Origin of the sequence: Brevibacterium sp. CBA3109 (assembly GCF_040256645.1) — a bacterium.
Classification (GTDB): domain Bacteria; phylum Actinomycetota; class Actinomycetes; order Actinomycetales; family Brevibacteriaceae; genus Brevibacterium; species Brevibacterium koreense.
Map to the genome: position 1 here is coordinate 106,601 of NZ_CP158281.1, position 12,221 is coordinate 118,821.

The window sequence follows — 12,221 nt, forward strand, 5'->3', positions numbered from 1 at the left end:
TTCCATATGGTGGATTCGTGTTGACCAGTTACTGGGACTGACGACAGTATGACAGCAAGAGTTACTGTCGACTTCCCCACCTCGGTGGCGGACCCGAAGGAGTGTCCATGCCCAAGCCCGCGATCATCGGTTGGTCCCATGGAAAGTTCGGGCGCTCCGAGTCGCCGCTTCCTGAGATGATGGCCGACGTTGCCAGGGCCGCCATCGCCGATGCAGGTCTCGAACCTGCCGACATCGACGTCATCCATGTCGGCGTCTACAACAACGGCCTGTCCAGGCAGGGATTCGAGGCAGCACTGCCCGGCGTTGTGTTCCCCGAGCTGGCTCTCACCCCGGCGCATCGGCATGAGAACGCCTGTGCCACAGGCTCTACCGCGGTTTTTGCCGCCCACGATTCCATCGCCGGTGTCTTCGGCGAGATCGCCCGTCAGTACTTCGACCGCTACGGCGACCACTCACAGACCCTCGCGAAGCTGGCCGCGAAGAACCACTCGAACGGCTCCCACAACCCGCTGGCCCACATGCAGAAGGACCTCGGTTTCGAGTTCTGCAACACGGTCTCGGAAAGGAACCCCTATGTCGCCGAACCGCTGCGCCGCACCGACTGCTCGATGGTCTCCGACGGAGCCGTCGCTCTTGTCATGGCCGCCGAAGATGTCGCCGCATCGGCTCCCCAGGCAGTGACCTGGCGCGGCATCGGCAACGCCAACGACTTTGTGCCTTTGTCGAAGCGCGATCCGCTGTCGTTCAGTTTCCCCGGGTCCCGTGGAATCCGCGTTGACCGCAGGTCAGGACTACGACACCTCGAACCAGGCCATCGATCGTTTGGGTGTTCCGGCTGAGATCGCCGAGGCCGTCGCCTGCCTCGCCAGCGATGGTGCTGCCTCCACAATGGGCCAGATCCTGCGCATCGACGGTGGAGCCGTGATGTCGTGAGGCGCCGACTCGGAACCGGAAGGCCACAGGAGAATGGGTAGTCTGGGCGCATGGAGGATCGAGATTCTGCGCGCGCCGCCAAGCATTCATCGTCGCTGACCGAAGCACTCGACGTTCGCTCCGTCGGCTTCACACCTATCAAGGGGGCACGGCATCTGTCGCAGTCGGATGCCGACTTCGACGAGCGCGGACCAGTGGGGGACCGCTGGTACTGCCTCGTCGACGTGGAGAAGCGACAGGTGCTGCGAACCGTGCAGAATCCCTCACTTGTCGCAGTCGTCGCCCGGCTCCACGATGACCATTTGGAGACGAGGCTGCCAGATGGCCGGTCGGTCAGTGCAGTGCCGGAGGTCTCCGGCGAGACGCTGACCTGCGACTACTGGGGTCGACCTGTCGAAGCCGAGCTCACAGACGGGCCACACGACGGGCTGCTGTCAGCCTGGCTCGGCAAATCCGTGCGCCTGGCGAGAGTCCCGCGAGGAGACGTCGTCTACGGTGATCCGGTGTCCATCGTCGCCACAGCCTCCATCCGCGATCTGGGCCGCAAGGTCGACCACCCCGACCTGCTCGCCGAGGCGGCACGGTTCCGGGCGACCTTCCTTATCGACACTGAGGAACCGTTCGTCGAGGAGACCTGGGCCGGGCGCGAGGTGTCGTTGGGTGGTGTCCGTGTCCGGATCGGGGAGACGATTCCTCGATGTGCGGTCATGGATCTGGAGCCGGTGACCGGTGCGCGCGGGCCACGCCTGTTGAAGTCCCTTGCCGCGTACCGTGGTGGCAACGCCAACGGCGAGCCGTTCTTCGGGACCTACGCCCAGGTCGTGGGCGAGTCGTAGTGAACCGGTAGGTCAGCGAACGATATTTCGCGACAAGTGATCCTCAGAATCGATGATGAGTTTATACGTCCACCCATATGTACAAATACTCATTTGTGCTAGATTGTGTGTGTTCGAGCAGAGGGGCAAGACGATGAGCAATGAGGCCGCAGTCAGTCTTGATCTGGCGCTGCGTGCGCTTGCAGATGAAAACCGAAGGGCGATCCTGTCCTCGATCCGGTCGGCACCGCAACCCGTGGGTTCCATCGCAGAGACGACCGGCCTGTCACAACAGACGACTTCCCACCATCTTGGTGTGCTGCAGAAGGCAGGACTCGCAATCGGCACTCGGGACGGCACGCGACACCTGTTCACCGTGGACACCGACGGAATCGCGGCGGTGCGTTCGTACCTGGATGACTTCTGGCCGATCAAGCTGTCGGCACTGAAATCCGTCATTGAAGCCTCGGAGCGTAAAGCACATGGCTGAGTTCCGGGACTCCATCGACATCGCCGCACCTCCCGAAGTGGTGTTCGACTACCTGACGACGAATGCCGGAATGGTGGCGTGGATGGGGCAGTACGCCGACCTGGAGCCGAAAACCGGAGGTCGGTTCGCCGTTGATATCGCCGGGCACCCGGTGCGCGGCGAATACCTGTGCGTCGAGTACCCGAGCCGCGTCGTGGTCTCATGGGGATTCTTCGGCAGCGATGACCTCCCCTCCGGTGCGTCGACGGTCGAATTCCGACTGACGCCGGTCGCTGCCGGCACTCATCTCGAACTCCGTCATTCTGACTTGCCCGAGACAGAAGTCCGTGGCCACGCCCACGGGTGGTCGAACTTCCTGCCGCGTCTGTCCACTGCGGGCGCGGGCGAGAACCCCGGTACTGACCATTGGTTCCCGTTGCCTGACTGAAAGCCCCTGCGTCATCATCGTAAGAAGGAAGAGGAAAGCCCCATGACCCGCAACTTCGCCTACGACCTCGTCAAGAAGTACCACCACGCCTGGACCAGTGGCGATATCGAGACCGCAATGCAATACGTCGCCGATGATGTGATCTGCCGCGCCCCTGGCGTGGACCTCGACGGTAAAGACGCCTACCGGGACTTCATCGGTGGGTTTGCCCCGATGCTCACCGGAATCGGCGACATTGCCGAATTCGCTGATGGCGATCGCGTCGCCCTGTTCTACTATCCGCAGACCTCCACAACCTCGACAGCACCTGCGGCCGAGTTCTTCACGGTCGATGACGACAAGATCAGCCAAAGCGTGCTGATCTTCGACCGTCTCTCGTACGGCCCGCCCGACGAAGGGTAAGGACAATGCCGATGACGCCAGAGCAGAGCTCTCTCGTCGAACGTCTACGAGCACTGGTGGCAGAAGAGCCAGTCGTGCGGGAGGTGTCGATGTTCGGTGGACGCTCCCTGATGGTCAACGAGAAGATGCTGGTCAGCGCGCAGAAAGACGGTGGCCTCCTGGTGCGGGTCGAAGCCGACAGGCACGAGGAGCTGCTGGACCTGCCCGGCGCATCTCAGGCAGAAATGGGGCCCGGACGTGACATGGGACCAGGCTGGATCGAAGTGTCTGCAGAAGCCATCAGGAACGACGAGCGCCTGACTTCGTGGGTCACAGCGGCGATGGAGCACAACCGGGCAGTGGCCGGAGCAAATCAGCTACGGCGGATGAAGAGCTCGAAGGTCACGGCCACGAGGTTCGCACCCGCGGCCAGTACACCGGAGTGAACATCACCAGCGACGTCGACGACCTCGCCCTCGAGGTGCACGCGGGGGTTCTCGCCCGATGCTGACGACACGTACCCTCTCAGATGGGTGAACTCAACGGCAGGCCAAGGCGCGGTCCCCCGGGTGAACACGGCTCCGGTGGTGCTGCCAAGACTGGCGGACACCTCGGCGGAGTCGAACCCGGCCTCTCGGCAGACGCGCACGATGGCTCCGGTCACGGACCGTTCGAACGGTGTCGTTCGGGCCAGCGAGCTGAGGCTGTGGCCAGCCCTCCCCATCGAAAAACCGGGTGCCCCGTCGAACTTCGGCGGGGCACAGCCGTATCTCGGCGCGCGGGCCGTGCGCCGGCGGTGGGCGGCGTAGCTGTCCGGTGTTTTCACTCGCCGAGGTGGGTGTGGGCTGCGCTTGCAGGGGCATTTCCGTGGGCGAATCGGGAACTCAGGTGCGCGCGGGGGAGACCTCCGCCTCGGCGAGGGACCGCTTCCGGGCGCCTCGGTGGCCGATGATGGCCACGACGGCAATGGCCACGGCGACGACGGCGATGCCGATCCACTGATTGATCATCAGCGTCGCGGCACCGGCGATGGCACCGATCAGGATGAGAAGGACGGCCAGCGCACGCCGGACCCAGCGGGCGCTGTCGCCCCCGGCCAGCCGTGAGTCGGAGGCGAGACCGACGATCGTCGAGGTCACGACCACTGTGGTGACATCGGCGATCTTCATCCGCCGGGCCGCAGCCGCCTGCGCTCCCATGAGGGCCGACAGCGCCGAGGTGAAGATCGTGCCGGCCAGTCCCACCTCGGGGTCGGGCACGAGTGCGACATAGACGGCCAGGCCGGCACACCCGAGGGCCACGCCGGCGAAGATCGCCGTGGTGCGCTGGTGCCAGTCCTCGCCGATCCGCCCCAAGATACGCCCGCCCAGGGCCGCGCCCAGCATGAAGAACACGAGCGCCAGGGCCGGGCGAAGTACCGGGGTGTCCTCGGCCCCGGCCAGGCCCATGCCGAGGATGACGACGTTGCCCGTCATGTTTCCGGTGAAGACCTTGTCGAAGCCCAGGTAGCCGATGGCATCGACCATTCCGGTCGAGAATGTCAGCACGAGCAGCATGGCCAGATCGAGTCGACGTGTCATCGCGTCCTTTCCTGGGGCTCTCCACTGAGCTCGGGGGATCCCGAATTTCACAAAATGAGGATCGTTCGTATACAAAATGATAAAGAGAGATTAGATTGTATGCAAACGACTTTGTTTGGCAGAGAAGAATCGCTCCATCTGATCCGCACACTCGACCTCAGTTCGACGAAGGAATACCGATATGCCGTTCACCCCACCCGCTGCCTTCACTACTCGGCCAACTTTGGAGGGGCATTTCGGGATGGCTGCTTCCACCCACTGGTTGGCCACCGCAGCTTCGCAGGCCGTGCTCGAACGCGGCGGCAACGCCTTTGATGCGGCCGTGGCCGGAGCCTTCCTCCTCCACGTTGTCGAACCCCACCTCAACGGTCCCGGCGGTGACATGACAGGAGTCTTCGCCACCGCAGAGGACCCAGCGAACCCGCAGATCATGATGGGACAGGGCCCGGCACCGGCAGCTGCAACCATTGAGCACTACCGCAGTGAAGGTCTCGACATGGTCCCCGGTGCCGGAGCGCTCGCCTCCGCGGTGCCCGGAGCCGTCGACTCCTGGCTCAACCTGCTCGAGCACCACGGCACGTGGGAACTTGCCGATGTTCTCGACTTCGCCATCGACTACGCCGAGAACGGGCACCCGGTCCTCGCCCGAGTCGTGGGCACCATCGAACGTGTCCAGGAACTCTTCACCGAACACTGGCCCACCTCCGCTGCGCAGTGGATCCCCGACGGCCAGACCCCGAAATCAGGTGACCTGGTGTACAACCGTCCGTACGCCGAGGTGCTGAAGAAGCTCATCGCTGCCGGCGAAGGTATCGACGGGCGCACTGCCAGAGTCGCCGCGGCACGTCAGGCATGGAAGACCGGCTTCGTCGCCGAGGCGGTAGCGAAGTTCATCTCCACCCCGCACCGGCACTCGACCGGAGGTGACCACGCCGGAGTGATGACAGCCGCCGACTTCGCCGGATTCGACGCCCACTTCGAGACACCGGTGACGATCGACTTCCGCGGCTACTCGATTGCGAAGATCGGAGCCTGGGGGCAGGGCCCGGTCCTGCTGCAGACACTGAAGATCCTCGACGGCTTCGACGACGACCGGCTCGATCCCTCGACCGAGATCGGTGCGCACACGATTCTCGAAGCACTCAAACTCGCGATGGCCGACCGCGACACCTATTACGGGGACGGTGATGTCGACCTCGACTGGCTGCTCAGCGAGGACTACGCAGCCAGCAGGCGAGACCTCATCACCGATGATGCCTCACTCGAAGTTCGTCCCGGCGCGAACCGTGCAGGAACAGTCTCGACCTTCACCCCACCACTCGTGCTCGAAGGCGCGGACGAGGAGGCCATGGCGAAGGCGGGCGTCGGCGAGCCCACCGTGGCGAAGAACGGCGTCAACAACGGCGACACCTGCCACATCGACGTCGTCGACCGCTGGGGCAATATCATCTCCGCCACACCCTCAGGCGGTTGGCTGCAGTCCTCGCCCATCATCCCGGAGCTCGGATTCTGCCTGGGCACCCGCCTGCAGATGATGTGGCTCGACGAAACCGCGCCCTCGGCCCTGACTCCCGGAAAACGCCCACGCACCACACTGACTCCGACCCTGATCTCGAAGGACGACCAACCGGTCATCGCCCTCGGCTCTCCCGGCGGTGACCAGCAGGAGCAGTGGCAGCTGCTGTTGATCCTGCGCATGCTCGTCGGCGGGTACGAACCACAGCAGGCCATCGACGCACCGGCCCTGCACACCACGGCCCTGGCCGGGTCCTTCTGGCCGCGCACCTGGGTCCCGGGCGGGGTGATCGTCGAGGACCGCCTCGGCGAGGACGTCATCAACGGACTCATCAGCCGCGGTCACGTCGTGACCAGGGCCGGCGACTGGGAACTCGGTCGGCTCTCCTGCGTGACCCGTGATCCGGCCACGGGACGAGTCACCGCTGGGGCGAACCCGCGCGGTGCGCAGGGTTACGCGGCAGGCAGATGATGACTGCAAAAGCTGAGTCCAGCAGCGTGAGCGTCGGCGCACAGATTCGCCAGGACATCATCCATGGTGTGCACCCGCCGGGCGGCAAGCTGCGGGAAGCGGCCCTGGCAAAACAATACGAGGTCTCGCGGATCCCGATCCGGGAAGCGCTGCGGGCGCTTGAAGCCGAGGGGCTTGTCGAGTCCCGGGCCTACAGCGGCAGCATGGTCGCGCCCTCACCGACCGAAGACGCCGAGGATCTGTTCGAGATCCGCATCGTCTTAGAATCCGCGACCGCCAAGCGGGCGGCGAAGCGCGCTGCGCAGCAGAGCAGCGGTGAGGCACCGGACGATCGGTGGCGGGCGATCCGCAAGGAGATCAACGAGATCCTCGACGCCGGCGATATCGTCATCGGCCAGGAGCACTACGAGGACCTGGCAGTGCTCAATATGCGTTTCCACTTCGCCATCGCAGAACTCAGCGGCAGCCTGTCCTTCGTCAGTCTCCTGCGTCAGATCTCAGGCAAGATCGAGTGGCTGTACTCGCTGAACGTGACCCGCCGCGGGCCGCAGGCCTGGCCCGAGCACCGCGACATCATCGCAGCCATCGACGCCGGACAGCAGTCGAAGGCCGCCGAGGTGATGGCCCGCCACGTTCGCCGCAGTCGCGACTCCTACTTCGCCATGATGGCGGCCCAGCCCGAACAGTCCAGCTGATTTCGCTTCGCCGGAGATAGCCAGTCTCGGTCAGTCCAGGTGGCCGGTGGCCATGAATTCGTCGAGGCGGGCACGGTAGCCGGTGGTGTCGAGTCCGGCCTCTGCCAGCCAGTTCTGCGAATAGTACTTGTCGAGGTAGCGCTCGCCAGGATCACAGATCAGGGACACCAGACTGCCTGACTGTCCGGCAGCCTTCATCTGCGACACGATGCGGAACGCGGCCCACAGGCCGGTGCCCGTCGAGGCTCCGGCACGACGCCCGATGAGCTTTTCGAGCAGTTGAATCGACGCGATCGAGGCCGCATCGGGGACATGCATCATCCGGTCGATGCTCGAGGGGATGAAGCTCGCCTCGACCCGCTGGCGTCCGATGCCCTCGATCCGGGAGCCGGTGTCGGTCGCCGCGGCCGGATTGTGGTCGCGCCATCCGGCGAAGAACGCTGAATTGTCCGGATCGGCCACGCAGATGCCTGTGGCGCGACCGGTGTAGCGAACATACCTGGCCAGGGTTGCCGAGGTGCCGCCCGTTCCGGCGGTGGCGACGATCCAGGCCGGTTCGGGGTGCTGTTCGTTCGACATCTGGTCAAAGATCGACTCGGCGATGTTGTTGTTGCCACGCCAATCCGTGGCCCGTTCGGCATACGTGAACTGGTCCATGTAGTGACCGCCGGACTCCGCAGCCAGCTGTGCAGCGACCTCGTAGACCTCATTGGCGTTGTCAACGAAATGGCAGGTGCCGCCATAGAACTCGATGAGGGAGATCTTCTGGGCACTCGTGGAGCGAGCCATGACTGCGATGAACGGGACGCCGATGAGCTGAGCGAAATACGCCTCGGAGACCGCGGTCGATCCGCTGGAGGCCTCCACGACCGGGCGACCGGGACGAATCCAGCCATTGCACAGCGCATGGAGGAACAGTGACCGAGCCAGCCGGTGCTTGAGTGACCCGGTGGGATGGCTGGATTCGTCCTTGAGGTAGAGATCGATCCCCCACTCGGCCGGCAGCGGAACATGGAGCAGATGCGTATCCGACGATCTCTTGGCATCCGACTGCACGGCTCTGATCGCGCCCGACAGCCAGCGGCGAGCCTCCGGATCGTAGCGGTCGATGTCCTCTTCGGCAGCAGCGGGTGAGCGATCATGTGTGTCCGTCATGCCCACGAGCTTATGGGACAAGCCCGCTGCTGGCGATCACCGTCCTTCCGCAAGCAGCCTGTCGAGCTTGTCATAGCCTTCGACGATTCCCTGCTCCATGCCCGAAGCAACCATGCCGTCGCGGGATTCCAACGAGTCGAAGATCGACGTCGAGCTCAGGCGGGTGCGCCCATCGCCGAGGTCGCTCAGCGTGAGGATCTCCAGGCTCACCGCATCCGGGAAGCTCTCGAATGCGAACGTCTGGACGATGCGTTCGTTCTCCCTCACCTCGTGGAATGAACCGAAGAAGCCGTATTCGCCGGAATCATCGGCTGATACGTAGCTCCAGCGTCCACCTGTCTGTGCGTCCCATTCGCGGATCGTGCTCGTGATCGTGTCCGGTCCGCACCATTTGACGAAGAGCTCCGGATCCGTGTGGGCACGGAACACCTTGTCCGGAGTGGCGGCGAAGTCGCGGGTGATCGAGACGGTCTGAGCCCCTTCCGGGACGTCGAGGTGCAGGGTCGAATAGTCGGTGTCGTCTGTGGTGGTCATGTCATGCTCCTGTGCGTGAGTTTTCTGGGGAATCTGTTGCAGGGGCGGCTGAAGAGTCGGTGTCCATGGTGTCCAGGACTGCGTCGAGGCGGTGATAGCGCTCTTCGGCCTGCTGCCTGTATCTCTCGATCCATTTGGTCATCAGATCGAACACGTTGTCTTCGAGGTGGACCGGTCTGCGCTGAGCCTCCCGGGTGCGAGTGACCAGTCCCGAATCTTCGAGCACCTTGAGGTGCTTCGACACGGCCTGAACGCTGACCTCATAGGGTGCGGCGAGTTCATTGACCGTGGCGTCGGCGACGGACAGTCGGGCCACCATGTCTCTGCGTGTGGGGTCGGCCAGGGCGGCGAACACCTTTGTCAGCTGGTCTGTCACTGGACCTCCGATCCGTATTCAACTCATTGGTTGGATACCACTGTAGAGTGATGTGAATATGTAATCAACCATTTCATTGAATAAGTTTTTCGCAGGCCTCAAGCACGCCACCTGGCCAGTGCTGATGTCTCCCGTTTGTGATGTGGACAGTGTGGGGCAACCGATTTCGCAGTCGCGAATTCCGCCGAGCACCGCCTCGGCGAGGTGAGACTGTCGTATGGTCGCTGTAGCGACAGTGTGGGGTCAGGGCTCACTGCCATGGTCGATGATTGACGGTGTCGGCACCCATACGCAGGAAAGACGACGATGTCTGGGGAATGATGATGCCAACTTTGCGACAGCAGCTGTTCCGAGTGAAACCAGTCCCGCAGCAGGGCGAGGAAACGGGCAGCGATCTCAAGCGCACTATCGGCCTGTTCTCGCTGACCATGATCGGCGTCGGCTCGACCATCGGCACCGGCATCTTCTTCATCCTCTCCGAATCCGTGCCCGTCGCTGGGCCGGCGGTCATCTGGTCCTTCGTCATCGCCGGTCTCGTCGCGGGCCTCGCGGTCATCTGCTATGCGGAGCTGGCCGGCAGCGTGCCCGTCTCCGGCTCCTCCTACTCCTATGCCTATGCGACGCTCGGGGAGCTGCCGGCGATGGGGGTCGCGGCCTGTCTTCTCCTCGAATACGGCGTTGCAGGAGCCGCGGTCGCCGTGGGCTGGTCGCAGTATGTCAACCAGCTGCTGTTCAACCTCTTCGGGTTCGAGATCCCGCACGCCTTGGCCTATGCCCCGGAGGAGGGCGGGATCGTCAACCTGCCGGCGATCGCACTGCTGGCCATGTGCTGCTTCCTGCTGGTCCGCGGCACGGGCGAATCGGTCGTCATCAACACCGTCATGGTGTGCACGAAGATCGGCGTTCTCCTCTTCTTCGTACTTGTCGGAGTCACCGGCTGGAACGTCGACAACTTCGCCGACTTCGCGCCCTTCGGCTTCTCCGGAGTGGTGGCAGGCTCGGGCCTGATCTTCTTCAGCTACGTCGGCATGGACGCTGTGGCCACCGCCGGTGATGAGACGAAGAACCCGAAGAAGACCATGCCCCGGGCACTCATCTCGGCCCTCATCATCGTCACCACGGTCTACGTTCTCGTGGCGATCGCGGCGCTGTCGGCTCAGCCGTGGCAGGAATTCGACGGGCAGACTGCCGGCCTGTCGGCGATCCTCGAGAACATCGTCGGCGCTCAGTGGCCAGGCACCATCGTCGCTGCCGGCGCCGTGATCTCGATCTTCTCCGTCACCCTCGTCTCCATCTACGGCCAGACCCGCATCCTGTTCACCATGTCACGCGACGGAATGATGCCCAAGCTCTTCGGCGAGGTCAATCCACGCACATTGACCCCGGTCAAGGGCACGATCATCGTGACCGTGGTCATCGCCATCCTGGCCGGGTTCATCCCGCTGAATTTCCTCGCCGAGATGACGAGCATCGGCACTCTCGTCGCCTTCATCGTCGTGTCCCTGGCCGTCATCATCCTGCGTGTGCGCGAACCCGACCTCGAACGCGGCTTCAAGGTGCCCTTCTATCCGGTCCTGCCGGTGCTCGCGATCATCGGCTGCCTGTGGATCATCAGCAACCTGCAGATCATCACGATCGTCGTCTTCCTCATCTGGACCTCGGTCGTCCTCGGCCTGTACCTCATCTTCGGCCGCAGATCCTCGGTGCTGGGCAAGCAGCGAGCAGCACATGACAGCATTGACGGAACTGGTTCCGCAGGAGGGAAGAAATGAGCATCGTCGTCGGCATCGCACCAGGTCAGGACAATCGACCGGCAGTTGAGTTGGGGATCGTGCTCGCGCGGTCCTATGGGCACCGGCTCGTCGCGGCGGCTATCGATTCCGCCGCCTGGCCGATGAGCCCCGTGCTCTTCGACAGCGAATACCAGAAGAAGCTGCGCAACGTCGCCGAGGCTGCCCTGGACGAGGTGCGGGCGCTCCTTCCCGATGACATCGAGTCCGAATGCCTCGTTCACAGTGCCCGTTCATCGCGTCGGGGACTGCTCGAGATGTGCCAGAAGGAGAATGCTTTCCGCCTCGTCGTGGGACCCGCCGCTGACGGGAAGCCGGGGCGGATCGCCTTGGGCTCCGTCTCCACCGGACTGCTGCACAGCGCCAGCCTGCCCGTGGCACTTGCCCCGGTCGGATACCGGGTTGCCCCTGAGGCTCGCCTCCGCAGGCTCACTGCCGCATACAGCGGATCGTCCACCTCGGCGGGCCTTATCCTCGGGGCCGCCGTGGTCTCTGCAGAGTCCGGTGTGCCCTTCCGCATCGCCTCCTTCGCTCCCCGGTCGCGGGTGATTTCGGCGGCAGGTGTGGGACTCGATGTCGAATCCAGCGTGATCGATGAGTGGGCCAACGTGATTCGACGCGACACCGACGAGATCCTATGTTCGATCGATCGCCTTCAGATCAAGCCCGGCGAGACCGATGTCGCCATCGGGACAGGGCCGGACTGGGAGAGTGCGCTCTCTGCGGTCCAATGGGAGGATCCCGAGATCATGATGCTCGGCTCCTCCGGCCTCGGGGCGCTCAAGCGGGTGTCATTGGGCAGCCACGCGATGCGGATTCTGCAGCACTCACCGGTGCCCATCGTCGTCGTACCCAGGCGGGCGAGGTCCGACTACGCGGCTTCGGCCGTCGATGCTGCGGGGGAGTAGGAGGCCAGACCGGCGTGTTCGCGCGCCCGCACTGTGTGGGTCCCACAAAACAAGTGTCCAATACTTGAACGATTCCAACTTAGGATGTGAGACGCCGCTAGCGTGGGCCCACAGGCTCACACAGCGCGTCCGTCCAACGACGGCCGG

16 protein-coding genes are annotated in these 12,221 nt (G+C 63.9%); 11 read left to right on the forward strand and 5 right to left on the reverse strand.

Translation table 11 applies throughout. The features are described 5' to 3' along the window. Positions 1-107 precede the first annotated feature (107 nt). The 7 genes from AAFP32_RS00475 to AAFP32_RS00505 are packed head-to-tail and all read left to right on the forward strand — an operon-like array spanning position 108 to position 3,495. Positions 108-842, forward strand: coding sequence for a hypothetical protein (locus tag AAFP32_RS00475; protein ID WP_350270150.1), 735 nt, complete (start codon positions 108-110; stop codon positions 840-842). Further along, a complete protein-coding gene (locus tag AAFP32_RS00480) occupies positions 766-936 on the forward strand; it encodes an SDR family oxidoreductase (RefSeq protein ID WP_350270151.1) in 171 nt (56 codons plus the stop codon). The genes AAFP32_RS00475 and AAFP32_RS00480 overlap by 77 nt, the downstream gene beginning before the upstream one ends. Before the next feature lie 50 nt (positions 937-986). Further along, positions 987-1,772, forward strand: a complete 786-nt coding sequence (locus tag AAFP32_RS00485; RefSeq protein WP_350270152.1) for an MOSC domain-containing protein — start codon at positions 987-989, stop codon at positions 1,770-1,772. A gap of 55 nt (positions 1,773-1,827) precedes the next feature. After that, entirely contained in the window at positions 1,828-2,241 is a 414-nt protein-coding gene (locus AAFP32_RS00490; RefSeq protein ID WP_350270153.1) for a metalloregulator ArsR/SmtB family transcription factor, read from the forward strand. After that, positions 2,234-2,668 carry an SRPBCC domain-containing protein gene (locus AAFP32_RS00495; RefSeq protein WP_350270154.1) on the forward strand — a complete coding sequence of 145 codons (435 nt, stop codon included), beginning with the start codon at positions 2,234-2,236 and terminating at the stop codon, positions 2,666-2,668. The genes AAFP32_RS00490 and AAFP32_RS00495 overlap by 8 nt, the downstream gene beginning before the upstream one ends. 42 nt (positions 2,669-2,710) lie before the next feature. Continuing rightward, entirely contained in the window at positions 2,711-3,070 is a 360-nt protein-coding gene (locus AAFP32_RS00500; RefSeq protein ID WP_350270155.1) for a nuclear transport factor 2 family protein, read from the forward strand. A gap of 11 nt (positions 3,071-3,081) precedes the next feature. After that, on the forward strand, positions 3,082-3,495 hold the full coding sequence (locus AAFP32_RS00505; protein ID WP_350270156.1) for a TfoX/Sxy family protein: 414 nt from the start codon (positions 3,082-3,084) through the stop codon (positions 3,493-3,495). Here the strand turns inward: AAFP32_RS00505 and AAFP32_RS00510 are convergent. Then, complete coding sequence (locus AAFP32_RS00510; RefSeq protein WP_350270157.1) at positions 3,423-3,875, reverse strand: PCC domain-containing protein; 453 nt, start codon at positions 3,873-3,875, stop codon at positions 3,423-3,425. The genes AAFP32_RS00505 and AAFP32_RS00510 overlap by 73 nt on opposite strands. A gap of 58 nt (positions 3,876-3,933) precedes the next feature. Next, entirely contained in the window at positions 3,934-4,629 is a 696-nt protein-coding gene (locus AAFP32_RS00515; protein WP_350270158.1) for a YoaK family protein, read from the reverse strand. Positions 4,630-4,810: 181 nt separating this feature from the next. Between AAFP32_RS00515 and AAFP32_RS00520 the strand changes: the two genes are divergently transcribed. Further along, on the forward strand, positions 4,811-6,616 hold the full coding sequence (locus tag AAFP32_RS00520; protein ID WP_350270159.1) for a gamma-glutamyltransferase family protein: 1,806 nt from the start codon (positions 4,811-4,813) through the stop codon (positions 6,614-6,616). Further along, on the forward strand, positions 6,616-7,311 hold the full coding sequence (locus AAFP32_RS00525) for a GntR family transcriptional regulator (protein ID WP_350270160.1): 696 nt from the start codon (positions 6,616-6,618) through the stop codon (positions 7,309-7,311). Before AAFP32_RS00520 ends, AAFP32_RS00525 begins: the two co-directional genes overlap by 1 nt. Before the next feature lie 30 nt (positions 7,312-7,341). On the opposite strand, the gene AAFP32_RS00530 is transcribed toward AAFP32_RS00525, so the two are convergent. The 3 genes from AAFP32_RS00530 to AAFP32_RS00540 are packed head-to-tail and all read right to left on the reverse strand — an operon-like array spanning position 7,342 to position 9,376. Then, on the reverse strand, positions 7,342-8,466 hold the full coding sequence (locus AAFP32_RS00530; protein ID WP_350270161.1) for a PLP-dependent cysteine synthase family protein: 1,125 nt from the start codon (positions 8,464-8,466) through the stop codon (positions 7,342-7,344). A gap of 36 nt (positions 8,467-8,502) precedes the next feature. Further along, positions 8,503-9,000 (reverse strand): SRPBCC family protein, encoded by a 498-nt coding sequence (locus AAFP32_RS00535; protein ID WP_350270162.1) that lies wholly within the window; start codon positions 8,998-9,000, stop codon positions 8,503-8,505. A 1-nt stretch (position 9,001) separates the two neighbouring features. Then, entirely contained in the window at positions 9,002-9,376 is a 375-nt protein-coding gene (locus AAFP32_RS00540) for a metalloregulator ArsR/SmtB family transcription factor (protein WP_350270163.1), read from the reverse strand. Positions 9,377-9,699: 323 nt separating this feature from the next. Here AAFP32_RS00540 and AAFP32_RS00545 point away from each other — a divergent pair, with 323 nt between their 5' ends. Together AAFP32_RS00545 and AAFP32_RS00550 are read left to right on the forward strand one after the other, a co-directional pair. Next, the gene (locus tag AAFP32_RS00545) at positions 9,700-11,148 is read left to right on the forward strand and encodes an APC family permease (RefSeq protein WP_350270164.1); all 1,449 of its coding nucleotides are present in this window, start codon (positions 9,700-9,702) and stop codon (positions 11,146-11,148) included. Further along, on the forward strand, positions 11,145-12,074 hold the full coding sequence (locus AAFP32_RS00550; protein ID WP_350270165.1) for a universal stress protein: 930 nt from the start codon (positions 11,145-11,147) through the stop codon (positions 12,072-12,074). Before AAFP32_RS00545 ends, AAFP32_RS00550 begins: the two co-directional genes overlap by 4 nt. Positions 12,075-12,221: the final 147 nt, after the last annotated feature.